Raw genomic sequence first — 24,508 nt, 5'->3', positions numbered from 1 at the left:
TATTGGTCTGCCCGTGTAACCGTAACCTGACAGCCCCTAGACAAAGAATTTGATAATGATTATCATTCTCGTATCTTCAGTAATTCGGGTAACCCAGTGTGAGCCATCCCCAAACGGATCAGTCCTATGACGTTGTGATTGTCGGCGCGGGAGCCGCCGGTATTGGTTGTGGCGTTGTGCTCAAAGAGCTGGGTCTAGAGCACTTCACAATTTTAGACCGACACCAGGTGGGCGCTTCCTTTAGCCGCTGGCCTGAGGAGATGAACTTCATCACCCCGTCATTTCCCAGCCATGGCTTTGGGCTGCTCGACCTGAATGCAGTCACATTGAAGACTTCGCCTGCGATCGCATTTCGCCGCGAACACATTAGCGGCAAACAGTATGCACTGTACTTGCAGACCGTTGCCGATCACTTTGAGCTACCGATTCAGACTGAGATAGATGTGCAGAGCGTTACACATTTGCCCCAGGGAGGTTTTACCCTGCACACCAGCAGCGGCGAAATATCCACACAGTTTGTGATTTGGGCCGCCGGAGAATATCAATATCCCCGTCTCAATACCTTCCCAGGGGCAGAGCACTGTGTCCACAATAGTCAAATTCAGTCGTGGACCGATTTAGAAGGGGATGAATTCATCATCATCGGCGGCTATGAAAGCGGTATGGATGCCGCGGCCAATTTAGTGGCCATAGGAAAGAAAGTCGGCGTGCTTGATCGCACCGGAGCCTGGGCAAATCCCGACACCGACCCCAGCGTATCCCTATCGCCTTACACCCTGCAGCGTCTGGAATTTGTCTATAACACCGGTCGCCTGGACCTAGTGGGTAACGCCCCCATTGAAGAGGTCAAACCCATTTCCGGTGGTTATGCGGTCTACAGCGAATACCAGAAGTGGGTGACGGCCCATCCCCCGATTCTTTGCACCGGTTTCGACACCAGTTTGAAACAGATTTCCCCACTGTTCGACTGGTCCAAAGGTTATGCAGCCCTCACGGAAAATGACGAATCTACCCTTACCCCAGGTCTCTTTGTGAGTGGTCCCTCCGTCCGCCATGGCGACCTGATTTTTTGCTTTATTTATAAATTTCGTCAGCGGTTTGCCGTCATCGCCAATGCGATCGCCCAGCGTCTCAGCATTGACCCCACCCCCCTTGATGCCTACCGCCAGGCCGGACTCTTTCTCGACGATCTCTCCTGCTGCGACAACGACTGCATTTGTTAGCAAGTTTTGAATTTTGAATTCTTCTCCTCAGCTACCAACTCAAAACTAAGAGCTAAGAACTAAGAACTAAGAACTAAGAACTAAGAACTTGCACCTTTCTCCTCTCCCTTCTCCTCTTCTCTCCATGCCCAAGTCAGGTGTCAGGAAGTACCCCATCCACCCGTCTACTCATCTCCTCCCCCTTTCCCACTCCCCATCCCCATGCCCAATACCTTGCCTGCCCAGCAAACGATTGTCCTCATCGGCAAAGAAAGTACTGGCAAATCTGCCCTAGCGGCAGCACTCACCGGCCAATGCCCCACCAGTACCAATATTCAGGGCTCAACCATTGCCTGCGATCGCTATCAGGCAGGCGATACTCTCTTGATCGACACCCCCGGCATTCTCTTTCGTGCCGACACCGCCACCACCCGAGCGGCCCTGGCCCAACTCCAGGCCCATGACACCATTGTGTTGTTGGTCAAAGCCACACATATCGATGATGACCTGGCGGACCTGCTACCGTTAGTTGCCGGGAAGCAAGGGTTGGTAGTGGTCACCTTCTGGGATAAGGTCATGGCCTCTGAGTTTACCCAGCAGGTGGTGAAACGTTGGGAACAAGCTGCCCAGGTGAGATTTATTCCTGTGGATGCTCGCCATTTAAGTTCGGATCAGCGTCAACAGATTCTAGGGGCACTCCAGACACCGACCGTTTTTCCCCAACAGTGGCACCCGATCCCAGCGGGTTGGTACATTGAACCCCATCCTACCTGGCTAGAACATCGGCGCTGGGGCTGGTTGTTGGCAGTACTTTTATTGTTGTTGCCTGCCGTCCTTGCCGTTGGTGTGGCTAATGGGGTGGCAGGGGTGCTGGACTCCCTTGTACAAGCTGGATTAGATCCTCTGATTACGGTTCTGTCTCAAACACCATCACTGCTACAAGAGATTTTGATTGGCCGCTATGGCCTGGTCACCATGGGGCCGTTGTTATTTGTCTGGGCGGTGCCTACGGTGATTCTGTACGCTCTGTTTTTAGGCGCGTATAAAGCAAGTGGGTTAGTGGAACGCATTACCGTAGCGCTGCACCCACTCCTGCGACCGTTTGGCCTATCCGGGCGAGATTTGGTACGGGTGATTATGGGATTTGGCTGCAATGTGCCCGCCGTGATCAGTACTCGTGCCTGTTCCAGCTGTTCTCGGCAGACCTGTGTGAGTGCGATCGCATTTGGTGCTGCCTGTTCCTACCAGTTTGGAGCCACCCTGGGTGTGTTCAGCGCAGCCAATTTGCCCGGTTTAGTGGTGCCCTATCTGGGCTATTTAACCCTGACCACCCTGATCTATACCCGTCTGATTGCGCCCAAAGCCGCCCGCTCGGTCCACAATACATTGATGATCGAACAGCGCACCTTTTTAGAAATGCCCCGTTGGTCTGCCATCTGGCGTGAAACCCAGGGCACCCTCAAACAGTTTTTCACCAATGCGATTCCCATCTTTTTGGTGATTACGGTGATCGCTTCGGTGCTGGACAGTCTGGGTCTGATCACCCTTCTGGCTGACTGGATTAATCCCCTAATGGGGTTGTTTAATCTGCCCCCAGAGGCGGCTGTACCCATTATTTTGGCCTCAATTCGCAAAGACGGATTGTTACTTTTTGCCGAACCGGGCACCTTGGCCGTATTCACACCCCTGCAAATCTTGACGGGCGTGTACCTGGCTGGAGTGTTGCTGCCCTGCCTGGTCACCGCACTCACCATCGCCCGCGAACAGTCAGTACAGTTTGCGGTAAGGCTGATGGCTCGGCAGGCGATCGCCGCGATCTCGTTTTCAATGTTGCTGGCCTGGGTAGGCCGCTGGGGGTGACCAAAACCAATGCAGTGTTTAGACTGCGACAACAGCTTAATGTATTAGTAAAATGGCAAGTAGAGGAACGGTAGCGTAGTCCTCGTACTCCTCTTATGGGAATCTGAAAATGGTACAAACTCCTTCTAAAACGCTGACGCTCGAAGAATTTCTACAGTTACCAGAAACAGAACCGGCTAGCGAGTACATTGATGGACTGATTATCCAAAAACCAATGCCACAAGGAGAGCATAGCGTCATTCAAACTGAATTAGCGCCCGCCATTAATTTGGCCGTCAAACCCCAGCAAATTGCCCGCGCTTTCACAAAATTACGCTGTACTTTTGGTGGACGCTCCACTGTACCCGATATTACTGTATTCCTATGGGCTAGAATTCCACGCAAGGAAAATGGCGGGGTGGCCAACGTTTTTGCAATTGCTCCAGATTGGACAATCGAAATTCTTTCACCGAATCAGAGCCAAACTAAAGTCACTAAAAATATTCTGCACTGCCTGAACCATGGCACTCAGATGGGGTGGTTGATTGATTCAGATGAACAATCCGTTTTGGTTCATCGACCGGATCAGCCGACTGTGGTTTATGACGAACCAGAAATGCAGTTGCCAGTACCGGAATTTGCTAGAAACTTTAACCTCACAGTAAAAGAGCTGTTTAACTGGTTAATGGAGTAAAACTGAGAACACTATCTGTCTGCCGATCATCTCAACAAAATGCCTGCTCGCTATCATCAGTCGTGATTCCGCGATCGCGTTTTCAATGCTGCTAGCTTGGATAGGCGGCTGGCTAGCCAGATAAGAGCTAATGCCAGCTAGCCATTAGCTCTACGTTTTAACCCTCTCAGCGCCGTCAATCGTTAATAATTCAGCGGTCTCCATACAGACTTGGCTTGCCCCCTAGAGCGTTGCAAACGGCGAGCCAGCAGTGCGATCGCACCCATTCCGACTAATGCACCTGGTTCAGGCACCTGGGTGGCAATCATCCGTTGACCGAGTTGCTCACCTGCTCCCGGATCATCCAGAAGCTGTGCCCGCGTACGGGTAAAGAACGCCACATCCAGATGGGTGCCAAAACCCACCGGCAGCTCAGGAAACTCATCACCAAAATCAGTCAGGTGAACATGGGGGACGGGTTCTCCATCCGGAGCCGGAGCCGCCGACCAGAAGTTTAGCCCCGTTGCCCCGATGGCCTCCCCTGCTTCATCAAATAGGACGGTGTATTCTCCAATATCAATGCCATTCGGCTCATCGAAAAAGCCATCTTGCAAAATCTCACCCGTCTGAGTATCGAAATTAAAGTTGAACCCTGAATAGGTGAGGTGATTATCCTCAAACTCTTGAATCAGATTGCCTTGCGGATCGTAAAAGGCGATGTCAAATGCCTCTAAATCGTCACCTCGAACAATCCCATCTTCATAGGTTTGGGCATCGTCGTAGCTAAATTGCCCCTCAGCGCTATAACCCAGAATTTGCCCCGTCCATGAAAGGCGAAAGGTGACCGCCTGAGCTGGAGCCAGGGTACCTAGACTAAGGGCCGTGCCGATTGCAATCGCACCACCTAGCTTGCCGGTAAGGGAAACGATTGACTTGCCAAAACTGGACATCGAGAAAACCTCAATCTCTAATTAGAATGATTATCATTCTCACAATATGCGAATATACAGAGGTGGATGTGAACTCTTTGTAAAGTTGGTGTCTACGAATGTAAAGCAGACCGAGAAAGAGGCTTCCGCAGTTCCCAAATCAACGGCCAATCAACGCTCTCAGGCCCAACTATTGTTACTCTCTGTCCTATGTCATCTCCATTTGTTGCCCGTACCTCGGTTGAAGCTGTCGAAGAAGGGATGCTCCTGGCCCCTAAGTTTGACGCCCATGGGCTTATCCCCGTTGTCACCACAGATGCTGACACCGGCGAGGTTTTGATGCACGCCTACATGAACGAATCCGCATTGTTAAAAACCCTGGAAACAGGTGAAGCTCACTACTACAGCCGCAGCCGTCAGCGGCTCTGGCACAAGGGAGCCACCAGTGGTTTGGTGCAAAATGTGCAGCAATTGTTGATTGACGATGATCAAGATTGCCTATGGATGAAGGTCAAAGTGGCCGGTTCAGGGGCCAGTTGCCATGTGGGCTATCGCTCTTGCTTTTACCGCGAAATTTCTCTTGGCGAGGGCGATCTGGCGGGTCCCGTTACTCTCACCTTTACAGAAACCTCCAAAACGTTTAACCCCGTCGCCGTCTATGGGGATGCGTCTAATCTCACTCAACTTTAAACTGAAGGACAGTAAACTGAGGACAGTACCATGCCGCTGCGTCACCAATCCGCTCCACCCACTCCCTGGGATAGCGATCTGGATCAACCTGATATTGCTGCATCTGCCTATGTCCATCCTCAGTGCAGTCTGATTGGAGATGTGCAACTGGGTGAAAATGTAATGGTCGCCCCCAATACCTCTATTCGTGCGGATGAAGGGGCTCCCTTTTACATTGGTGCGAATACCAATATTCAGGATGGGGTGGTTATCCATGGGTTAGAGCAGGGACGCATTTTAGGGGATGACCAGCAAGCCTACTCGGTATGGATTGGCCATGATACCTGCATCACCCACATGGCGTTGATCCATGGTCCCGCTTACGTTGGCAATGAGTGTTTTATTGGCTTTCGCTCGACGGTGTTTAATGCCCAGGTGGGCCACGGCTGCATTGTGATGATGCATGCCCTGATCCAGGATGTGGAGATTCCCGCCGGTAAGTATGTGCCGTCAGGAGCGGTGATTACCACACAGCAAGCTGCTGACCGGTTGCCGGATGCTAACGATAGCGATCGCAGCTTCTCTCACCATGTGGTCGAAATTAATCAAGCCTTACGGGCCGGATATCGCTGTGCAAACGATATCGCCTGCGTCACCCCTTTTCAGAATGCGGTCTCCAGTAATGGCTCTCGATCGATGCCGCAAAATGGCAAGGCGGCTCCGTTACAGACAGACATCATAGACATCATCCGGCAACAACTCCACCAAGGCCACCGCATTGGCCTGGAATTTGCCGATGCGCGACGATTTAAGGTCGGTTCCTGGCAGAGTGGCCCGACAATTACCAGTGCCCATGAGGCTCAGGTATTAACCCAGATGGAACAGTTTTTGGCTAATCACCCTAGCGACTACGTGCGATTGTTGAGCATTGACCCTAGGGCAAAACAGCGTCAGCTAGAGAAAATAATTCAAAAGCCAGAGTAAGCATTAAAGGTTAAATCATTTGCCAGTAAGGGATGCGAATTTTGAAATCCCGATGGATACGGATATTCCAACAATGTCGTGCCAAACAACAATGCGATAACCTGATTAATCGACCCCGCCGTAACCCCTACTTTAATGCAATTGAGGACAACCCAGTAGGTTGGGTCCTAGGGCGGCCTCCCGGCCCTAGCCATAGGGGTTTGGGGAACTCGGAGGGACCCCAAGCAACCGGTTTTGGGTCCCTCCGATCATATCTCGATTAAGTATGAACGAAGTAATAAGCCTTACAGATTTTCTCATACTCGGATCAAGAAACTGGTAAATTTTTTATCCATCCCAATCACAACAGCTATGAAGCCGCCCAAAATTAGTCCTGTCATTACCTCCCGCCTGGGGCGTCGCGCTTTTCTCGCGATGACAGGGGTTATGATCGGCACAGCCGCCAGCGGTAGCCTTTGGAGTCCTGCGGCCCATGCTTACGATGTCACCCTCTCGCCAACGAACCCAAGGCTGGGCGATACTATCTCGGTAGTGATCTCCGGCGCTTCAGCGGCTAGTACTGCCCCGGTTGTTTCGGTCAATGGCACTGATTATCCCAGCTTTCTGGTATCCGGCAATCGCTACCGAGCCTTTATTCCCACCAGTCCGCTGGATACTCCCGGACGTCTGACGTTGGATGTTTCTGCGGCAGGCTCATCGCGCCGCCTAACGGTAAACCTGGCGGGTCGCTCCTTTGCCACCCAGCGCATTTGGCTTCCGGCGGGTAGCACCGACCTGGGGACCGATCACGAATTTGACCGCGTTGCTGAATTTAAGCGCATCGTCACACCAGAACGTCACTGGCAAGGAGCTCTGACCCGTCCTAGCCAGGGCTACGTCAGTACTGTATTTGGAGTCCGGCGATATTACAACGGCGAGTTCGCCGAGAACTATTACCACCAAGGTGTGGACTACGCCGCCGCCACCGGCTCACCAGTTGTCTCTCCAGCGGCGGGGTATATCCGGCTGGTAGGGCAGGTGGCTGACGGCTTCGAACTCCATGGCAACACCATCGGTATCGACCATGGTCAGGGCGTGTTGAGCATTATGATTCACCTAAGCCGTATAGACGTTGCCGAAGGAGACTTTGTTAACGCCGGACAGGTGATTGGCGGTGTGGGGTCAACGGGGGCATCAACTGGCCCGCACCTGCATTGGGGCCTTTATGTGAATGGGGTGGCCGTTGATCCGGTTCCCTGGCGCTTTGAGGGTGTTGAGTAGTCTTTATGAGCTTTACTCTGGCGTAAGAATAGTATCGAGACCAAGATGCTTCACAAAGGGGAGAAAGTCTCGATCTGAGAATAATAAAGAGTGTTTCTCTTCAATACAGAACGTGGCAATAATCACGTCGATTGTTTTTCGAATGGTGATGCCTTGCTTTCTTAGGATGCGAAAATTATCGGCACTTCTTATTGCTAAATGGGTATTTGTGAGTTGAAATACGGTCAATGATAAGAGGAGGTCTTTAGCTGTTGCATAGTCTTTATCTTGTTCTCATCTGATTGAGGTCACCTTCCCAAGGTAGCTTGCCTCGAAAAGCTTTGATTTTTTCTTGTCGTTTGAGTTGTATTAGCATTTTTAGGGCTAATTCGATGACTTGATCGGTAGCGGTTAGACCAGTAGTTTGTAAGGCATCGGCGATTAAGGCATCATCTATTTCAACGCTGGTTTTCATGATTTTCTTAATAGATTAGCTTCAGGTTATTTGAGTATTAGGCTGTAAATCATGGCTACAAATAGCTATCAACTACAGTGATAGTTCATCTGCATTATACCCAAGTAACTATTCTGAGTGCCTTAGCATACTATTCTCTGTGTTAGCCTATGCTGTTACTACGACGCGACAGCAAACTCTGTATATTGCCTCATCTTAGGCTCATGGAATGCTAATACGATATCCTCTTTGGGAACCCCTTCACGAATTAGATCAGTTGCGATACCGTTTTCAGTCCAGTCTTCTTCGATCCAAAATTTATCCTTTCGAATTCGGACATAGACTGTCATCCCACTAACACGTTCTTTGTTCTGCCACCCAAGATTCATCCAAATATAGTGAGATTTTTCCTCATCTACAATCAAAAATGTTTCAATATCTAGGTTAGAGTTGCGATTACTCAGCTCTACGTATTCAGTCAAAATACGCTTAATTAACTTTGGATATTCAGTTAATTTATCCATTGCAAAATCTCCTCTGTCTCTATGTCTACAACAATAATTGGAAGTTGATGTTTATTGAGAATGAGTTGAGTCACATCCTGAGTAAAAAATGCATTGTATGCAATATCACTGATAGCGACGTACAATTTACGGTCTGATGCTACTTCCTCTAGCAAATAGCGATAGATGTCATACTGGCCAAGAGCTTCTTTAAAGTCTTGCATCTTGGATGCTCCAACAAAACTTTTTACCTCCACAACTAGCTTCTGCCCATTTCGCTCAACTGCAATCGGACGTTCAGCACCAAGATCAGCGTATAGTACCGTTCTTCGATACTGAATGACGTAGGGATCATCTGTAATTAACCAGCCATCCTTAATCAATGCACTTTTTACAGAATTGTGAATAATGTCTAACCTGGGCATAGGTCAAGTATAAGTCATCTAACTATTGGCCAGACTATAACTCCCAGAACTTATAAGCATGGTGCGGACCCCAAAATTTATCGGTGGGAGATTAGAAGTTGCGGCAGGGTCCGCACCCTACAGCTTGCTCTGTTAACACCATGTACCATCCACTGCCGCTAAGGGCAGAGTTGTGTGGCGGTCAATATCTCTGATTTTTAAGTCAATAGCCTTTGCTCCGTCCGCATCGACGCATTATGGAGGACGGGACAGAAAACCAAATGTAGTTATTTTTGAGTCACTTCGCCAAGAGCTTCTTGCAGAATATCATCACTGACACCATGGCGCTTCAGACTGGCAATTAATGCAGAGACAGTATCTCCTTCTAAGCGTTCTAAATCAGTGCGAAGCCCTTGCCCGATGTAGGCACGAGCTAAGGGTTGATACCCCGAAAACCCGAGTAATGGAGCAATTCTTTTCAGGTCTTCAATCACATCTTCTGGCATCCGAATTGTGATTGTTGTCATTGGGCGATTTCTGTCTAACCGTTTTTTTAGTGCTTCAGTTTTCATAGTATTCACGTTCCTTGCGGGTAGCTTTACGGGCTGAAATGATACGGATCATGTCGTCTTCGCGTTCGATGAAAACGACGTACAAAAGGTTCCAACGCCTATCGAGACCAATAATGGCGTCTCGTACTTCGTCATTGCGGCTAGCATCGACAACCACCAAAAGCGGATCAAAGAATGCCTCAGCCGCTTACTGAAACGTTACGCCATCATGCTTTTGAGGATTAACTTGCGCTTTTTCATCGTTCCAGACAAACGCAATGCCGTTAAGTACAAAATACACATCCATACACCACAGTATAAATAAAACGTATTTACAACGTCAATACGTCAACATATGCCTGGTATGATTCAAATTCAATAGACTCTCTTCAATAAAGATTCTGAGATTACGGTATTCCAATATTCCAATTTATTTTCATCAAAACTGGGTAAGTCTACAGCAACAGAAGGAGATTGTTTGTAGATTTCTTGGAAAATGTGATCTTCACTCTTGAAAAAATTACGGTTAACAAAATGAGGTGGCCACCCATCTTTGTTAAAGTCATCAATTATTTCCCGATAAAGCGATACTAATTGTGACTGTGTCGTAATAAAAATCTTGCAAAGTAGCTTCGTGAGTACTTCCAGCTCCTGATCTGTAAAGCTTGAGAAAACTAGAGCTCTATTCATTGACAACATTCATCTCCATCAAAGCTTACTGATCAGGCCAATTCTAAAACAAAGCTTCCGCAACATGCCGCTTCAAAATCGCTTTGCTAACGAACCTTAGTAGCAGATATGGCGAGGAGCGAATTTACTCCTTTCCGACTGCTAGCTAGTGATTGTTAGCTCTCTGTATCCAGCGAGTGGATCAATCTCCCGCTTAAAGATAGTGTTAGGCACAATCCCCAAGACTATCTCTGCTGTCGTGTAGATGTTCGAGCCATCCATTAAATGACCACCGATGACATGGCCTTCACTATCTGATACGACAATGTGTAAATGAGCACCATGTTGTGAGAGTGTGCCTTCTAGCGACACTATCTCTAGCGGCTGTTTAAAAACTGTTCCTTCTGGTTGATTGGCAAATCGAATCGCTGCTTTGCGTAAACTACCCACACAACTCAGCATATAAGCGGCATCTATTTTTTGGTCGATACAGTATCTCAACAAAGATTGTTTGAGATCTTCTCCAGGCTTAAGACGAATAGCAATCACGTCCACATCTTTTTCCACGGGTATAGCGCTTACAAAGTCTACAGCTGAACGGATTACTTCAATCTGCATATCTAAGGACGGGTGAGGTAGCAGTGGCAATCAGGTTTTTCTATCAGGGTTTCCACTAGTGCATTCAGGGTAACTGCCGCCAAAAGACCACCTCCCAAACTGCCTTGAATGGTGATGTAAGGCACTGGTAGCGACATCAGCTGGCGCTTGGCTGCAGGAGCATGACCAAAGCCGATGGGCATCCCAATCACAAGAGCGGGTTGAAGTTTTCCCTGGTCAATCCACTGGCAGGCAGCCAGCAAAACCGAAGGGGCATACCCCACAACTAGCACACAGCCTGCCGGAACCTCCTGCAACCGTTGCTGCCAGAGATTATCCCGCCAAAATGCTTGCTCGGCATCATCGGCTCCGGCAATGTGGGGGTCATCAATCAGCGTTGTCACGGGATTTCCTAGATGGGCTAGCCGCGTCTGATCCAGGGTGGCAGCAACAGCGGGGACATCCACGACAACTGAACAGCCTGCTTTGAGAGCAGTACGGGCAGCAGCGATAGCCTTGTGACCGAGGCGCACAAAACTGACCAGACTGACATCGCCGCAGGCCAACACCAATTGATGCAACAGGTGAACCGTAATTTCAGAGTAGTGAGATAAATCGGGCAGTAACAGCTTCAACGACTCCTGAAATTGCTCCGGGTGTGTGGTGACTTCGGTATCAAAATGACTCCAGATCTGATCCAGTTGTCCCAATCCGGCTTGGACATCGACATCCAATTGCTTCAGCTGCGATAGCGCTTCTGCCTGGGCGATCTGACAGTTGCGATCGCGCCCCAACAGACCTTCTAGTGCTGCTGCTGTTTGGCGGAGCTGGGTCATCTGTTGTATGACCGTATGGTATTGCTGCTGTAGCTGGATGATCAATGTAGTATCCAGGGTGGCTTCAGGGTGGCTGTCTAAAAGCTGGCGAATGTGAGACAACTGAAACCCCTGCTGCTTCAGTGCCATTACCCGCCGCAATCGTTGCACATCCTGCTGGGTATACAGCCGGTAGTTACCTTCAGACCGCTGGGGCTGAGGCAGTAAGCCAAGGGTATGGTAGTGCCGTACCATGCGCGGGGTGACGCCACTCCCCACGGCATCCGTCAGTTCTTTAATAGTCAGATGGTCTGTCTTCATTCACTGAGTTTACAGTAACCTTGACATTGACACTAATGTCAAGGTTTATGCTGGCGGATAGTTTTTATTGGACAGATCAGATTATGGCTGCCAGAGCCCTTGCATCACCCCGTCTCTCGACTTTATTTAAGGATGTATTCAAGCACCATCCCGAGGCCGTCGCTGCGATCACCTGCGCCATCCTGGTATTGCTGGGCTGGCAGTCCCTCAATTTTGGCTGGGTGGGAGGAGGTCTTTTGATCCTGACGGTAGCTTACGTTATTGGCGGGTTCGACAGCGCCCGTGACGGTATTACAACTCTGTTACAAGAGAAAGAGCTGGATGTTGATTTGCTGATGATCGTGGCGGCGCTGGGCGCTGCCAGTTTGGGGCTATGGCAGCAGGAATACTACCTGATCGTCGATGGAGGCGTCCTGATCTTGATCTTTGCCATTAGTGGGGCTTTAGAAGGCTACGCCATGCAGCACACCGAGCGCAGTATCCAGGGGCTGATGAGCTTAACAACAGATACCGCCCGACTTCTGAACCACGGGCAGGAGCGCACTGTCCCCATTGCCCGTCTTAAGGTAGGCGATCTCATTTTGGTCAAGCCGGGAGAGCTGGTGCCCACCGATGGTGTAGTGGTAGACGGCGCGAGTATCCTCAACCAGGCTTCGATTACGGGAGAATCTGTGCCCGTAGAGAAAACCATTGGGGATGAAGTCTTTGCGGGTACGCTGAATGGCCATGGGGCACTGCGGATCAAGCTGCATCAACCGCCGGAAAGCAGCTTAATTCAGCGGGTAATCCGGCTGGTGCAGCAGGCCCAGACAGAAGCACCCCCCTCTCAGCAATTTATCGAGCGGTTTGAGCGGGGCTACGCCAAAGTGATTGTTATTACCGGAATACTACTAGGCATACTACCCCCTTTCCTGCTGGGATGGACCTGGGAAGAAACGATTTATCGAGCGCTGATTTTTCTGGTGGTGGCCTCCCCCTGTGCCCTGATGGCCTCGATTATGCCCACATTGCTATCGGGCATTGCCAACGGAGCCCGTCGAGGCATTTTGTTCAAGAACGGGGCACAGTTAGAGCAGATTGGACGTGTGCGTGCGATCGCATTTGATAAAACCGGCACTCTAACCACAGGCCATCTGCAGGTTGTGAACATGGTAGCGGCTCAGCCCGACTCAAGCCAGCTCCTACAGGTAGCAGCCGCGCTGGAGAGTCTGTCGGAACATCCCATTGGGGACGCCATTGTTCAGGCAGCCCGCCAGCAAAACCTCACCTGGGCAACAGCCACCAACGCTCAGGCCCAGGCTGGACAGGGCCTCACCGCCAATCTGGAGGGTCAAAGAGCCGTAGTCGGTAAAGCGGTCTTTGTTCGCACACAGGTAAAGACCATTTCTCCCCATTGGCTGGAGCAAAGCCAGCAGTGGGAATCAGAGGGTAAAACAGTGGTCTGGGTTGCCCAGGCGGGAGAACTGTTGGGACTGATTGCCGTAGCTGACATCGTTCGACCTGCCGCTGCCCAGGCTGTGGCCCGCCTCAAACAGTTGGGTATGGAGCATGTGGTCATGCTGACGGGGGACAATCCCCGCACCGCCAGCAGCATCGCAGAGCAGGTCGGTGTGGATCAGGTTTACGCAGAACTGTTACCCGAAGATAAAGTCGAGGTGATTCGTAAACTTCAGCAGCAGTATCAGAGCGTTGCCATGGTTGGAGATGGCATCAATGATGCCCCAGCCCTGGCCCAGGCCACCGTTGGTATTGCCATGGGGGCGGCGGGTAGCGATGTGGCGCTGGAAACCGCTGATATTGTGTTGATGGGCGATCGCCTAGAGCGGTTAGAACATGCGATTCATTTAGGTCGTCGCGCCCAGAGCATCGTGAAGCAAAATATTGTCTTTGCCCTGAGTTTTGTCGTGATTTTGTTAATCCTGAATTTTGCAGGCAATATCACGCTGCCGTTTGGGGTGTTAGGCCATGAAGGCTCCACAGTGCTCGTCACATTAAGTGGATTGCGATTGTTGATAAATAGGTAAGGGATGCGCGGGAAAATAATGTACCTGTTGAGAGGCTTGGTGACAATTAGTTCCCCTTCGTAAGGGGAACCGTCAGGGAGGGGTTTTCGATACTAGCGCTGTTGGTCGAAACCCCTCCGCCTACGGCACCTCCCCTTCGTAAGGGGAGGAAATCCTACAACACAATTTCAAACGGGTATTCTATTTATTGGCAGATCCCTAAGACGCTGGAGCATCCGCGACTCTGCAAGTACGATATGACGCTCATGCGCTGATCGACAGCCCGCGCGTCATCAAGATGAACAACTATAGTGCGACACGCCACCAACGTCAGAAAACGCGCTAGGTCTTAGATGATAGTATTTATCTTCTACCTCTTGTGATTGCTCATCATAGGGATAGCTAAGGACTTCTTGCAACTCTTTAACTAACGTGTAGTCACCCTGCATGGCTTGTTGATAGGCAGGAACAATCAACCACTCTCGCCATGTGTACTTTGGATTAATCTGTTTCATCTTCGTGGATATCTCAGCCAAATTGCCATCGTTAATGAGGTCGCGCCAGCTTTTTAGCCAAGATTGCCATTGTTCATCAAATTGTTGTGACGTTTTACCATAGAAGCTCTTTTTCAACGCTGAGACATCGTCTGGTATATGGGATAACTCGCGGAAGAAAATGGTGTAATCCACATCTGAGTGGGTCATTAGCTGCATTAATGTCTGAAACAGCTCTGGGTTAAATTCAGTTAAGCCAAGTTTGGCCGCCCACATTGTTTGGAGTTGTTGTTGCATGGCTTCTGCAAAGCCACGGCCTACTTGGTCAAACTGTTCTAACGCGTCAGCATCGCCCGCCAGTAAAGGTCTCACAGTTTTCCAAAACATGTAATAATTCGCTTCTGCTGCGTTCGGCTGATTGATGAATGCAAAGTGTTCGCCGCCACCAGTCCAGGGTTGAAACCAAGGGTCAAAAATTTCGCAAAACCCAAAGGGGCCATAGTCGAGGGTAAAGCCACCAGCGGCGCAGTTGTCACTATTAAAATTACCCTGGCAATAACCAACACGTAGCCAATGGGTCACCAGTGACGTCAGACGCTGGCGAAATAGCTTAGCTAACTCAACTAATTGATCTGCAAACCCAAGATTTGGATTAATGTCGCTTTTGTATTCTCGCTCAATTAAATGGGACACTACCATGCGCAACTCTTCTGATGCTTTTGGATGGGCATTGCTGCGATCGCGACGAGCAAATAACTCCAGCTGACCAACGCGCAAAAAAGATGGTGCAACGCGAGTTGAAATGGCTACCGGATTGTCCACCAAAACATCAGGCTCAAGCGAGCAGGAGTCTTGGGAATACCAAGGCCGGGTAACGGTCTCAGATTTAGAAACATACAGTGTCAAGGAGCGCGATGTGGGCACACCTAACGCGTGCATGTATTCTTGCGCTAGAAACTCACGCACACTTGACCGTAGTACTGCGCGCCCGTCGGCACCACGGCAATAAGGTGTTGGGCCACCCCCTTTCAATTGCATTTCCCAACGCTGGCCATTGATGATTCCTTCAAATATAGATATTGCTCGACCATCACCATAACCATTACCCGTACCGAATGGACAATTTTGGATATATTCGGTGCCATAAATCGACAGTGCATACCCTGTCGCCCAACCCACATGACGCATCGGCTCATGGGCGACAGAGAGATCACCAGAAAATAATTGCCGAAATTTTGCATCCAGCGCCAGCTGATCGCTCAACCCAAGTTCTTTAAAAAAGGTGCTGCTGTGGGCTACATATTCGGGTTCTGCAAGCGGCATGGGTGCCACAGGTACAAAATGACCTGAAAAAACCTGGCGGGCACGGTGATCATCCCCATCGACCGTGGCATCAGGATCGGCATTTAGGGTATCCATCAGGGAATAGTCTGCTAATTGCACAAACTCGTCGAAGGTGGTTACGCAGGGCTCAGCAGAAGCCTCTGCTGAGGGTGTAGATGGATATGACATTGTCGCTGGCGAGGGAAAGATTTATGTTTAATTGTAAAGGCTGGCATATTGAATGTGGAGCTTTCTGGGCTAATTGACTTGTTGGTATGCTCGATGATGCAGACCTATTACCGTTTAGCTTCCTCAATCAGCTGTGCTACTGCTTCCAAGGCACCAAATAGCCTGGCTAAATTATCAATAGTGTAGTTACCGGTGCTTCTGGTGAATGTGTCTAGCACCAATCGACCAAACTGCCAAAGGTTACCATCGGTGACGATGCCATAGACCGTAAATGTGGCATCCTCGTTTATTTTCTGGGAGGCTACTAACTCGGCTAAACATTGTCCCCATCCATGCTCAAAGTCGTTTTTCTTGGCTTCTACGACGACTACAATCGGCGTTTCTAGGACTGTTTTTCCGAGGTTTGAGCGCTTTGAAAAGATGTAATCTGGCGTCCCTGAAAGTGTGGAATCATAGGAGATACTCTTTTGAATCCAGAAAGAATAGTCTTGACTGTGTTTTTTATACAGCTCGCGCAGTAACGGGGATATAATCAGCTCGCTACGCGATGCCTCCGATGTGAAAATATCAATATTCTCTTTGCTAAATCGAAAATCGCTTAGAAAAGCTTCAGAGGGTGATATCTCCGTCACCGTAAGAAAGTCATGTTCATCATATTTGATGTCATACTTCTTCTGCACATCTGCAACAGTTTTGAAATCACTAAATGACATTTTTAGAGTTACCTATTCAAAGTCTTCGTCCAAATAAATGTGAATAAAAATATCACTCATAGATTCCGTACTCGTGAATTAATCAGCTGATCAGGAATACGATTTCGCTCAATGTATTCGTTGATTTCTGCTTGATGATCCAGGTAGTAGCTGAGTGCATCAAAAACCTGGGATAAACCAAGGTGTGGCAGTCTTTGGGGGATTTCCTCAGGTGAAACTCCAATACGCCACATTTCTACAATTGCTCTAACAGGTGTACGAGTACCTTTAATAATGGGCTCATTGCTCAGTATTTGGTCATTTCTGACAATATGGCAGTGCTCTGTCGTTTGTACCATACTGATGTTCCGGAGGGATCAATATATAATCGGTTCTATTTTAGCTTGAAAAGAAATTTCCGAGCCTGTTCAATCTGTTAGGGCAGATTAGATGCTCAACCTGACGTATGAGTACAAGCTACTACCGCAAGCCGATCAGATTGAGCACGATCTAGAGATGTGCTGCAAGGTCTCGAATTATGTGTGGAAGGAACAACTTTTTCTGACAGGTAGCTTACTTCCTAGAAGCTGATTGGTGACAGCCTCAGCAACTTTTGGAGAGAATTAATGTTCCCGTTCACTCGTCGCAAAAACTTTTCGCACTCAGCGAAAAGACTCAATACGATCGGTGTGCAACGGGGTTGTTAGGCTACCTCCGATTGCAGTTAGACTGCCCCCAACTTTGTTTTTATCGCAGTGACTATCTCATCTGCCAGTTCATCCACAGAGCTGACTCCATTTAGAACCAAATCGCAATTCTTCAAGACCCTTGCGTTTACTTGAAGATACATTTCTCGGGTAGCACCATTAAGATACCCCGTTAGATATTCTTTAAGATAGGCTGCCAGATATTCTGGATTTCTTTTAATGAGACACCATTCAACATCTCGAAGCAGCCGACGTGCTAAGGCAACTTCTAGCGGAAGGTCGATACATGCTACAAAATCAATAAGTCCATTCATCTCGGCTCGTTCTCTACCAAATGGCTCCTCAATAACAATGAAGCTGGCCGCCTTGATCATTCCTTTGTTATCGGGGAGAGAAATGGATTCCCCATGCCGTAACATCTGCAAGTCTTTAAGGAGTTGTGGGGTTTCCCATTGATTAGGATCGGCTCCCTCTCTAATCCACTCAGAGAAGTTCGAGGGGTATTTCGATACGGAAGCGTAGTCGTCGAAATAGAAAGATACAGCATCCTCTAGCAAACTAGTTACTTTTTGAACCAGAGAAGTTTTTCCTGATCCAGAGGGTCCACTTATAGCAACCACAAAACTTGGCGATTGTTTGTTAGTCATCCTGTCCATGCCCTTAAGTCTTGGCAGCCTAACGCCAAGCTCACCGGCACATGCTGTGGAGAAGTTTTTGTGTGATAATCGAGCGCAGTGACCCAAACAAAAACGGGCGGAGCTGCATGTGTCCGTGTGCAGCTTTTTGTTAGGAAAAATTCAACTCCATAATTGTCTCTTCGAACTCTTCTTGATTAACCACTTCGAAACCAAATCGCTCAAAAAAGTGTTTCATTACGTCATGACCTTCAATGTAACATATCAAAATAGAAGTAATACCGTTCAATGATTTTATCTCCTGAATCGCTAAGTCAATTGCTTTTGTCCCATAACCTTTTCTTTGTTGACTTACATCGATCAATAGTTGATCTATAAATATTTCGTTTGATTTCCCATCTCTATAGTTCGGATAATATTGAAGAAAACCGACAGGCTCATCTCCCAAGTAGATACCTCGATTCACATAGTATTCATAGAACTTTGACGCTGCAATAGCCTCCGATGGGAGCGCAACAAAACCCTCCTGCTTTTCTGTAATTTCTAAGTCGATCATATCGACCCAATTGTCTTTGGTAATATTTCTTAGATTAATATCCAAAACATACACCCTTACTAAGATAGGCTTCTAACTCTTATTTAGACTGATTCTTCGTAGTATATCTCGCCAAATCAGATGGATAGGCTGCAAGTTGTCCACATAGTACGCTCAAGTTAGGTGAATATATTACAAGTTTCAGTATAGCTGCCGAGTTTTATCAGTATTTTTTTTAATTACAGGTCAAAATAAACACATTCTTTTTGTGTCCAATACCTACAGAATCACAACCACGAAAGCTACCAAACCAAGTCAGAGACCAGATTCACTTAAACCATCACTCCTATCGCGCTGATTTACTGCCGATGCCAACGGACGGCTCCATCGGGCTGATCAACCACCGTAACCCCCGCTGCCGCTAGCTGATCGCGAATATCATCTGCTGTTATAAAGTCTCGCTGTTGTCGGGCCGTTTGGCGCTGCTGGATAAAGTCTGCGATCGCACCCTCATCCAATCCACCCGTTGCCACGTCACTGTCGGCTTTGGCCTCTAATGCCCTGTTTCAGGAGCAAACTGAGCAAATAGGCGGCTCCAGCAACAAGAATAATCGTTGCGCCGGAGGTGAGGTTGAAAAAATAGGAGAGCCACAGCCCTGTCGTCGTAAACGCCATCCCCAGTAGACTGGCCAGGAACATCATCTGCTTAATGTCCTGGACAAATTGGCCAGCGATCGCTGCGGGAATGGTTAACAGGGCAATGACCATAATCAACCCCACCACCTGCATCACCATCACGACAGTCAGGGCGATCGCTGCCACCAGCGTGAGGTAAAGGGCATCCACCGGAATGTTGCGGGTGATGGCAAAAACAGGATCAAAGGAAATGGCCAACAATTCTTTATAAAAGAGAAAAACCATCGCGCCAATCATCAGGTTAAGGATGAGCATAATGATTAACTCCTGGCGGGGAACTGTGAGGATACTGCCAAAGAGATAGCTCATTAAATCCGCTTTGTAGCCCTGGGTTAAATCAATGGCAATAATGCCCACTGCCATACCGATGGCCCACATTACCCCAATAATTGTATCGGCCCGTTGTTGGGTCTTGCGCTCCACCCAGCCCATGCCCAGGGCCGCAGTCAGGGCAAAGGCGATCGCTCCTAACACTGGATTAACGCCAAAGAAATAGGCTAATCCAATACCCCCATAAGCAGCGTGGGCAATGCCCCCACTGATAAAAACAATGCGATTGACCACTACAAAAGTACCAATAATGCCGCAGGCAATGCTCACCAGTACCCCAGCCAGGAGAGCATGACGCATAAAGTCAAATTGCAAAGCTTGTCCAATGGTTTCAATCATTATGGTGGTGAGAAAAAACGCGGTGAGGAACACCGTGGGCAATCAGATCTACGGGGCATTGATAGGTTTGTTCAAGCATTTCCGACGTAATTAACTTGTCATTGTGGTAAAAAAGGCGATGGTTAAGGCACCCCACCGTCTTAACGTAGGTGGACACAGCACTTAAGTTATGGGAAATCATCAAAATGGTCAGAAATTGATTGAGATCCGCCAGTAAGTCATAAATACTTTTCTGGATTTTACTATCCACGTTAGCGGTGGGTTCATCCAAAAGTAAAATATGGGGTTCAGAAGCCAGAGCCCGCGCAATGTAAACCCGCTGCCGCTCTCCACCGGATAGCTGACCGATGGGGCGATCGCGTAATGCCAGCATTCCCACCTGCTCCAAGCTGCGAGTGACCATACTCTCATCTTTGCGGTTATATCGTCTCAGCAAAGGGCGTTTACCTGAGCGTCCCATGCGAACTACATCCTCTACCCGAATGGGAAACTCCCGATCAAATTCCAGGAATTGGGGCACATAGCCCAGGTATTTTCGACCCTGAGACACCGGGCGACCCATGATTTTGACGTCTCCGCTATTGGGTGAAATCAGCCCTAACAAGACCTTCAACAACGTTGTTTTTCCCCCGCCATTGGGGCCAATTAAACCGATAAAATCTCGTTCCTTCACCACCAGGTTAATGTCTTCTAATACCGGAGTTGTCCCATAGCCTGCCCAGACCTGATGCAGGGTAATGACCTCGGTCATTTAATTTCCGCCCCTGTTCTGGTTCAGCACGTCGGCAAAGGTTTGGGAAACTTGCAACAGGTTATCTGACCAGTTGGGGGCCAGGGGAGTAATGAACAGGACTTCTCCAGCAATTTCGGTAGCGATCGTTTCTGCACTTTTGGTACTAAATTCTGGCTGGGCAAAAATCACTTGAATGTTTTCTGCGTTTGCCTGTTGTATCAGTTCCCCCAGTTCCGCTGCACTGGGTTCCTGACCACCTATTTCAATAGGCACCTGTTCCAGGTCATAATCCTGGGCAAAGTATCCCCAGGCCGGATGAAAAACGATAAACTCACGATTCTCAACCCCGACTAAGTTTTGTTTAATTTGTTGATCTAACTGATCAATTTCGCCTAAAAACTGGGTCAGATTGGCTTGATAGGTTGCCTCATTGTCGGGATCGATCGTTACTAATCCCTGATAGATATTTTGGGCTTGAATCTTGACCCGTTGCGGTGACAACCAGATATGGGGATCCAGAGTTCCCTCGGCGTGATCATGTTTTTCCTCATGCTCATGCTCTTCTTCATGGTCATGGTCCGCTGCTTCCTCGGCATGATCTTCGTCGTGATGATGATGGGCAGCCATTTCCAATCGTTCAATTCCCTGGGCAGAATCAATCATCAGCATCTGGGCATTAGCAGACTGAATCTTGTCCATCCAGGCGTTTTCAAAAGGAACGCCAATACTGACGTAAGCTTCCGCCTCACTCAAGTCCTTCAACTGTTGGGGCTTGGGTTCGTAGGTTGCCGGTGATTCCCCCGGTTGCACCATTACGTTCACCTCAACCCGATCGCCTCCGATTTTTTCAACAAAGTACTCCTGGGGCAAAATACTAACCGTAATGTCCAACAGTTCCAGAGGTTCACTGCTGACCGGAGTCGTTGCAGTCTGGGCTTCATTCCCTTCACTGACAGAATCCGTTGACGGGGAGTTGCAACCCGTCAGCACAATCATCCCCACCAGCAGGGATAACACACTCGACTTCGGATAACTCATTGGTTCTACCCCCCAAAAACAACTTGACGCAATACAGGTGATGATAGCTCACTTGAGAATGATTATTATTCTCAAGTGAGTCAAAATTATGGAAATTCTAAATGTGAAATCTAAATGATAGCTGGTGTTAAAGGCGATTATTCCGGGAGGTGTCCCGTTCCTGGGAACATCACTTGCAAGACGATCTTGAACAGCTCCAGAGATTGGCCCAAGACTTTGCAGTTGAACTGTTGTCTTGGAAACCCGAATTGATAATCTAATAATGGGGCTGTTGGCGCTATCGTTGATTTACTGCTGATGCCAACGGACGGCTCCATCGGGTTGGTCGACCACCGTAACTCCCACTGCCGCTAGCTGATCGCGAATATCATCTGCTGTTATAAAGTCTCGCTGTTGTCGGGCCGTTTGACGCTGCTGGATCAGCTCAGAGATTGCAACCTCATCCAATTTACCCGTTGTCGCATCAGTATCACTGTCGGCTTTGGCCTCTAACCCCAACACCTGAGCCAGGTGCAACAACGTTTGCCACTGCCGCCAGAGAATCTCTGGACTGGATTGGGTCTGCCCTTCATGCATCAGACGATTCCCCTCTCGCTGTAGCCCTTTGGCTAGCTCAAACAGTACGGCCAGAGCACCCGATGTATTCAGATCATCGTCCATGGCGGTTTGAAACCGTTTAACCCACGGGTCTTCTGAGGTGGGTTCCTGAGGAGAAGCCTGGAGGCTGGCAACTGGCCATGACAATGCGGCTCCATGGTGGTTGCCAAAGAGAAGTCCGGCTTTTAGCGTTTGCCAGCCGTTGACTGCAGCTGCGATCGCATCTTTCGTAAAATCCAATGGTTTCCGATAGTGCCCCTGCAGCACAAACAGTCGCACCGCCATTGGGTCTACCGGTTGTGGGTATTCTGCCCACAACCCATCCAGCAGGTCACGGATCGTAGTGAAATTGCCCAGGGATTTCGACATTTTTTCACCATTCACCGTCACCATGCCATTGTGCAGCCAGTAGCGAGCAAGCGGTTGTCCCGTCAGCGCTTCCGATTGAGCAATCTCGTTTTCATGGTGGGGAAACACCAGATCGCCACCACCACCGTGAATGTCAATGGTTTCACCCAATCGCGCCCGGATCATGGCCGAACATTCAATATGCCATCCTGGTCGTCCCAGGCCCCAGGGCGATTCCCAGGCGGGTTCACCCGGGTTTGCCGATTTCCATAGGGCAAAATCAAACGGATCACGTTTCTTCTGGTCTGGAGCATCAGCGGCAACTCGTCCCCCTGCCCCCGCCTGCAGTTGATCCAGATTTCGTCCAGAGAGCTTGCCATACTCCGCAAACTGCCGCACGCTGTAGTACACATCGCCATCGACTGCATAGGCGTATCCTTTCTGTTCTAGCGCCTGGATCAATTGATGAATGGCAGGGATATGCTCCGTCACACGGGGATAGTCATCGGCATCGAGAATATTGAGTCGGCGAATATCTCGAAAATAGGCGGCAATGTTGCGATCGCTCACCTCCTGCATCGTTACCCCTTCCACACTGGCACGATGGAGAATCTTGTCGTCAATATCTGTAAAATTTTGCACATAGCGCACTGTGTACCCACACCAATGCAAATAGCGTCGCAGCACATCCCAAACCATGTACGAACGAGCATGCCCTAGGTGGCAATGGTCATATACTGTCACACCACAGCAATACATCACCACTCGTCCGGGATGAATAGAGATAAATGGCTCTTTTCCACATGTCAGAGTGTTGTGAAGGGTGAGGTTCATAGAGAGTGTTGCTAACTAAAAATTGTGATGGGGCCGCAGGGGGTGAATCAGGATAGATCTCCAGTTTTATGATAATGATTATCGTTCTCATTTTATCATAAACGGTCAAAACATTCCCGCCCCTTACTCTCTGGGTGCGGAAACTTGTCGAACCCGACATTAACCCTGATGACAGTTATCGAGTCATACAGTTATTCAGCTTTTGCATCAACGAGATCACATCTAACTGACGGCCAATCCACACCATTTCCGTTTTCGGAGGTGTTTTCCAGTCGCTGTCATCTATCGTAAATCGGCTCCCACTGAGTTGGAATAGATGGCGCTTTTCACTCTCTGCAAACCAGACAATTCCTTTAGCCCGGAATACATTATTAGGAAGCTGATAGTCGAGAAATTGCTGAAACTTTTTGAGGGCAAAGGGGCGATCGCCTTTAAATGAAACAGACATAAACCCATCATTTTGAAGATGCTGGGTAGAAGAATCGGCAGCCGACGCATTCCCTTGGACCAGAGCAGCATCTGTTAGTTGAACATTTAGAATCAACGATAGTGGAACCTGACCATGGGTTGCTTCTAATACCCTGGCTCTATCCTTAATGGAAAGAACGTGATGTTTTAACTTCTGAACTCGAGGTTCAGGCACTCGATCGATTTTATTCAAAAGAATAATATCACCATAGAGAATTTGACTCATCGCCGCGTTGCTTTCATAGTGATCATCTGGGTCAAAGGTTTCTACATCGATTAAGGTGATTACGGCATCCAACTGGGTCAAGTCTCTCAGTTCTGTGCCAAGAAACGTGAGCATGATAGGTAACGGATCGGCGACGCCCGTGGTTTCTAGCACCAGGTAATCAATGCGATCCCTCCGTTCTAATACACGATAGACCGCATCCGTTAGATTGTCGTTAATGGTGCAACAAATACAGCCATTGGTGAGTTCTATCATGTCCTCTTCCACCGCAATCAAGAACTGACTGTCGATGTTAATGTCCCCAAACTCATTCACGAGAACTGCTACCTTAAAATCCTCAAAGTTTTGGAGAATATGATTCAGTAACGTTGTTTTCCCACTACCTAAAAAGCCAGTGATGACCGTCACGGGAAGCTTCTGAAAATCAAGAGTGGGAGCCATAACGCTCATAATATAGATGTGTCTGTATAAA

The 24,508-nt window shown here is 48.8% G+C and carries 25 protein-coding genes and 2 pseudogenes; 7 read left to right on the top strand and 20 right to left on the bottom strand.

Annotated features, from left to right (window positions below; genetic code table 11):
* Positions 1 to 98 precede the first annotated feature (98 nt).
* The 3 genes from SPB21_RS00725 (at position 99) to SPB21_RS00715 (ending at position 3,735) form a co-directional block, all read left to right on the top strand.
* Positions 99 to 1,223, top strand: coding sequence for an NAD(P)/FAD-dependent oxidoreductase (locus tag SPB21_RS00725; RefSeq protein WP_499865025.1), 1,125 nt, complete (start codon positions 99 to 101; stop codon positions 1,221 to 1,223).
* A 201-nt stretch (positions 1,224 to 1,424) separates the two neighbouring features.
* Positions 1,425 to 3,062, top strand: a complete 1,638-nt coding sequence (locus tag SPB21_RS00720) for a nucleoside recognition domain-containing protein (protein WP_499865024.1) — start codon at positions 1,425 to 1,427, stop codon at positions 3,060 to 3,062.
* Between the two features lie 109 nt (positions 3,063 to 3,171).
* Positions 3,172 to 3,735, top strand: a complete 564-nt coding sequence (locus tag SPB21_RS00715) for a Uma2 family endonuclease (RefSeq protein WP_499865023.1) — start codon at positions 3,172 to 3,174, stop codon at positions 3,733 to 3,735.
* A 182-nt stretch (positions 3,736 to 3,917) separates the two neighbouring features.
* On the opposite strand, the gene SPB21_RS00710 is transcribed toward SPB21_RS00715, so the two are convergent.
* Positions 3,918 to 4,664, bottom strand: coding sequence for a PEP-CTERM sorting domain-containing protein (locus SPB21_RS00710; RefSeq protein ID WP_499865022.1), 747 nt, complete (start codon positions 4,662 to 4,664; stop codon positions 3,918 to 3,920).
* A gap of 189 nt (positions 4,665 to 4,853) precedes the next feature.
* Here SPB21_RS00710 and hisI point away from each other — a divergent pair, with 189 nt between their 5' ends.
* The 3 genes from hisI (at position 4,854) to SPB21_RS00695 (ending at position 7,556) form a co-directional block, all read left to right on the top strand.
* Positions 4,854 to 5,333 (top strand): phosphoribosyl-AMP cyclohydrolase, encoded by a 480-nt coding sequence (gene hisI, locus SPB21_RS00705; RefSeq protein WP_499865021.1) that lies wholly within the window; start codon positions 4,854 to 4,856, stop codon positions 5,331 to 5,333.
* Between the two features lie 30 nt (positions 5,334 to 5,363).
* Positions 5,364 to 6,296: a RuBisCO small subunit-like domain-containing protein gene (locus SPB21_RS00700; protein ID WP_499865020.1), complete on the top strand. Its 933-nt coding sequence runs from the start codon at positions 5,364 to 5,366 to the stop codon at positions 6,294 to 6,296.
* A 351-nt stretch (positions 6,297 to 6,647) separates the two neighbouring features.
* The gene (locus tag SPB21_RS00695) at positions 6,648 to 7,556 is read left to right on the top strand and encodes a M23 family metallopeptidase (RefSeq protein WP_499865018.1); all 909 of its coding nucleotides are present in this window, start codon (positions 6,648 to 6,650) and stop codon (positions 7,554 to 7,556) included.
* A 12-nt stretch (positions 7,557 to 7,568) separates the two neighbouring features.
* On the opposite strand, the pseudogene vapC reads toward SPB21_RS00695, so the two are convergent.
* From vapC to SPB21_RS00655, 8 genes and pseudogenes are all read right to left on the bottom strand, one after another.
* Positions 7,569 to 7,823: pseudogene (gene vapC / locus SPB21_RS00690) on the bottom strand (type II toxin-antitoxin system VapC family toxin); the annotation flags it as partial.
* Positions 7,819 to 8,010 (bottom strand): type II toxin-antitoxin system VapB family antitoxin, encoded by a 192-nt coding sequence (locus SPB21_RS00685; RefSeq protein ID WP_499865016.1) that lies wholly within the window; start codon positions 8,008 to 8,010, stop codon positions 7,819 to 7,821. The gene SPB21_RS00685 and the pseudogene vapC, both read right to left, overlap by 5 nt.
* Positions 8,011 to 8,168: 158 nt before the next feature.
* Complete coding sequence (locus tag SPB21_RS00680; protein ID WP_023073437.1) at positions 8,169 to 8,513, bottom strand: XisI protein; 345 nt, start codon at positions 8,511 to 8,513, stop codon at positions 8,169 to 8,171.
* Positions 8,501 to 8,917 (bottom strand): XisH family protein, encoded by a 417-nt coding sequence (locus tag SPB21_RS00675; protein ID WP_163665230.1) that lies wholly within the window; start codon positions 8,915 to 8,917, stop codon positions 8,501 to 8,503. The genes SPB21_RS00680 and SPB21_RS00675 overlap by 13 nt, the downstream gene beginning before the upstream one ends.
* A gap of 266 nt (positions 8,918 to 9,183) precedes the next feature.
* The gene (locus SPB21_RS00670) at positions 9,184 to 9,468 is read right to left on the bottom strand and encodes a hypothetical protein (RefSeq protein ID WP_023073435.1); all 285 of its coding nucleotides are present in this window, start codon (positions 9,466 to 9,468) and stop codon (positions 9,184 to 9,186) included.
* Positions 9,458 to 9,754 (bottom strand): annotated as a pseudogene (locus tag SPB21_RS00665) (BrnT family toxin). Before SPB21_RS00665 ends, SPB21_RS00670 begins: the two are co-directional and overlap by 11 nt.
* 524 nt (positions 9,755 to 10,278) lie before the next feature.
* The gene (locus tag SPB21_RS00660; protein WP_499865014.1) at positions 10,279 to 10,734 is read right to left on the bottom strand and encodes a PPC domain-containing DNA-binding protein; all 456 of its coding nucleotides are present in this window, start codon (positions 10,732 to 10,734) and stop codon (positions 10,279 to 10,281) included.
* A gap of 2 nt (positions 10,735 to 10,736) precedes the next feature.
* On the bottom strand, positions 10,737 to 11,849 hold the full coding sequence (locus tag SPB21_RS00655; RefSeq protein WP_499865012.1) for a precorrin-8X methylmutase: 1,113 nt from the start codon (positions 11,847 to 11,849) through the stop codon (positions 10,737 to 10,739).
* 83 nt (positions 11,850 to 11,932) lie between these two features.
* On the opposite strand from SPB21_RS00655, the gene SPB21_RS00650 reads away from it, so the two are divergent.
* Positions 11,933 to 13,873 (top strand): heavy metal translocating P-type ATPase, encoded by a 1,941-nt coding sequence (locus SPB21_RS00650; RefSeq protein ID WP_499868649.1) that lies wholly within the window; start codon positions 11,933 to 11,935, stop codon positions 13,871 to 13,873.
* A gap of 272 nt (positions 13,874 to 14,145) precedes the next feature.
* Here SPB21_RS00650 and SPB21_RS00645 read toward each other — a convergent pair whose 3' ends face one another.
* The 11 genes from SPB21_RS00645 to SPB21_RS00595 all read right to left on the bottom strand — a co-directional run bounded on the left by SPB21_RS00645 (position 14,146) and on the right by SPB21_RS00595 (position 24,477).
* On the bottom strand, positions 14,146 to 15,858 hold the full coding sequence (locus SPB21_RS00645) for a protein adenylyltransferase SelO (RefSeq protein WP_499865010.1): 1,713 nt from the start codon (positions 15,856 to 15,858) through the stop codon (positions 14,146 to 14,148).
* Positions 15,859 to 15,965: 107 nt separating this feature from the next.
* Positions 15,966 to 16,571 (bottom strand): hypothetical protein, encoded by a 606-nt coding sequence (locus tag SPB21_RS00640; RefSeq protein ID WP_163665222.1) that lies wholly within the window; start codon positions 16,569 to 16,571, stop codon positions 15,966 to 15,968.
* A 56-nt stretch (positions 16,572 to 16,627) separates the two neighbouring features.
* Entirely contained in the window at positions 16,628 to 16,909 is a 282-nt protein-coding gene (locus SPB21_RS00635) for a DUF433 domain-containing protein (protein ID WP_499865009.1), read from the bottom strand.
* A 365-nt stretch (positions 16,910 to 17,274) separates the two neighbouring features.
* A complete protein-coding gene (locus SPB21_RS00630) occupies positions 17,275 to 17,904 on the bottom strand; it encodes a P-loop NTPase fold protein (RefSeq protein ID WP_163698150.1) in 630 nt (209 codons plus the stop codon).
* Positions 17,905 to 18,043: 139 nt separating this feature from the next.
* Positions 18,044 to 18,493: a GNAT family N-acetyltransferase gene (locus SPB21_RS00625; RefSeq protein ID WP_499865008.1), complete on the bottom strand. Its 450-nt coding sequence runs from the start codon at positions 18,491 to 18,493 to the stop codon at positions 18,044 to 18,046.
* Between the two features lie 293 nt (positions 18,494 to 18,786).
* Complete coding sequence (locus tag SPB21_RS00620) at positions 18,787 to 18,960, bottom strand: CysS/YqeB C-terminal domain-containing protein (protein WP_499061489.1); 174 nt, start codon at positions 18,958 to 18,960, stop codon at positions 18,787 to 18,789.
* A 1-nt stretch (position 18,961) separates the two neighbouring features.
* Positions 18,962 to 19,792, bottom strand: a complete 831-nt coding sequence (locus SPB21_RS00615) for a metal ABC transporter permease (RefSeq protein ID WP_499865007.1) — start codon at positions 19,790 to 19,792, stop codon at positions 18,962 to 18,964.
* Entirely contained in the window at positions 19,785 to 20,543 is a 759-nt protein-coding gene (locus SPB21_RS00610; protein WP_499865005.1) for a metal ABC transporter ATP-binding protein, read from the bottom strand. The genes SPB21_RS00615 and SPB21_RS00610 overlap by 8 nt, the downstream gene beginning before the upstream one ends.
* Complete coding sequence (locus SPB21_RS00605; RefSeq protein WP_499865004.1) at positions 20,544 to 21,563, bottom strand: metal ABC transporter solute-binding protein, Zn/Mn family; 1,020 nt, start codon at positions 21,561 to 21,563, stop codon at positions 20,544 to 20,546.
* Between the two features lie 288 nt (positions 21,564 to 21,851).
* Complete coding sequence (cysS, locus tag SPB21_RS00600) at positions 21,852 to 23,342, bottom strand: cysteine--tRNA ligase (RefSeq protein ID WP_499865003.1); 1,491 nt, start codon at positions 23,340 to 23,342, stop codon at positions 21,852 to 21,854.
* A gap of 175 nt (positions 23,343 to 23,517) precedes the next feature.
* Positions 23,518 to 24,477: a CobW family GTP-binding protein gene (locus tag SPB21_RS00595; protein ID WP_499865002.1), complete on the bottom strand. Its 960-nt coding sequence runs from the start codon at positions 24,475 to 24,477 to the stop codon at positions 23,518 to 23,520.
* Between the last annotated feature and the right edge of the window lie 31 nt (positions 24,478 to 24,508).

Source organism: Leptothoe sp. ISB3NOV94-8A, from assembly GCF_043421595.1.
GTDB classification, from domain to species: domain Bacteria; phylum Cyanobacteriota; class Cyanobacteriia; order Phormidesmidales; family Phormidesmidaceae; genus Leptothoe; species Leptothoe turfae.
This window is presented reverse-complemented; position numbering and strand designations above follow the sequence as displayed.

Excerpts from the sequence above, each read along its gene's own strand:
- SPB21_RS00720 (WP_499865024.1), top strand. The coding sequence starts at position 1,425 with ATGCCCAATACCTTGCCTGCCCAGCAAACGATTGTCCTCATCGGCAAA.
- SPB21_RS00715 (WP_499865023.1), top strand. The coding sequence starts at position 3,172 with ATGGTACAAACTCCTTCTAAAACGCTGACGCTCGAAGAATTTCTACAG.
- SPB21_RS00710 (WP_499865022.1), bottom strand. The coding sequence starts at position 4,664 with ATGTCCAGTTTTGGCAAGTCAATCGTTTCCCTTACCGGCAAGCTAGGT.
- hisI (WP_499865021.1), top strand. The coding sequence starts at position 4,854 with ATGTCATCTCCATTTGTTGCCCGTACCTCGGTTGAAGCTGTCGAAGAA.
- SPB21_RS00700 (WP_499865020.1), top strand. The coding sequence starts at position 5,364 with ATGCCGCTGCGTCACCAATCCGCTCCACCCACTCCCTGGGATAGCGAT.
- SPB21_RS00695 (WP_499865018.1), top strand. The coding sequence starts at position 6,648 with ATGAAGCCGCCCAAAATTAGTCCTGTCATTACCTCCCGCCTGGGGCGT.
- SPB21_RS00685 (WP_499865016.1), bottom strand. The coding sequence starts at position 8,010 with ATGAAAACCAGCGTTGAAATAGATGATGCCTTAATCGCCGATGCCTTA.
- SPB21_RS00680 (WP_023073437.1), bottom strand. The coding sequence starts at position 8,513 with ATGGATAAATTAACTGAATATCCAAAGTTAATTAAGCGTATTTTGACT.
- SPB21_RS00675 (WP_163665230.1), bottom strand. The coding sequence starts at position 8,917 with ATGCCCAGGTTAGACATTATTCACAATTCTGTAAAAAGTGCATTGATT.
- SPB21_RS00670 (WP_023073435.1), bottom strand. The coding sequence starts at position 9,468 with ATGAAAACTGAAGCACTAAAAAAACGGTTAGACAGAAATCGCCCAATG.
- SPB21_RS00660 (WP_499865014.1), bottom strand. The coding sequence starts at position 10,734 with ATGCAGATTGAAGTAATCCGTTCAGCTGTAGACTTTGTAAGCGCTATA.
- SPB21_RS00655 (WP_499865012.1), bottom strand. The coding sequence starts at position 11,849 with ATGAAGACAGACCATCTGACTATTAAAGAACTGACGGATGCCGTGGGG.
- SPB21_RS00650 (WP_499868649.1), top strand. The coding sequence starts at position 11,933 with ATGGCTGCCAGAGCCCTTGCATCACCCCGTCTCTCGACTTTATTTAAG.
- SPB21_RS00645 (WP_499865010.1), bottom strand. The coding sequence starts at position 15,858 with ATGTCATATCCATCTACACCCTCAGCAGAGGCTTCTGCTGAGCCCTGC.
- SPB21_RS00640 (WP_163665222.1), bottom strand. The coding sequence starts at position 16,571 with ATGTCATTTAGTGATTTCAAAACTGTTGCAGATGTGCAGAAGAAGTAT.
- SPB21_RS00635 (WP_499865009.1), bottom strand. The coding sequence starts at position 16,909 with ATGGTACAAACGACAGAGCACTGCCATATTGTCAGAAATGACCAAATA.
- SPB21_RS00630 (WP_163698150.1), bottom strand. The coding sequence starts at position 17,904 with ATGACTAACAAACAATCGCCAAGTTTTGTGGTTGCTATAAGTGGACCC.
- SPB21_RS00615 (WP_499865007.1), bottom strand. The coding sequence starts at position 19,792 with ATGATTGAAACCATTGGACAAGCTTTGCAATTTGACTTTATGCGTCAT.
- SPB21_RS00610 (WP_499865005.1), bottom strand. The coding sequence starts at position 20,543 with ATGACCGAGGTCATTACCCTGCATCAGGTCTGGGCAGGCTATGGGACA.
- SPB21_RS00605 (WP_499865004.1), bottom strand. The coding sequence starts at position 21,563 with ATGAGTTATCCGAAGTCGAGTGTGTTATCCCTGCTGGTGGGGATGATT.
- cysS (WP_499865003.1), bottom strand. The coding sequence starts at position 23,342 with ATGAACCTCACCCTTCACAACACTCTGACATGTGGAAAAGAGCCATTT.
- SPB21_RS00595 (WP_499865002.1), bottom strand. The coding sequence starts at position 24,477 with ATGGCTCCCACTCTTGATTTTCAGAAGCTTCCCGTGACGGTCATCACT.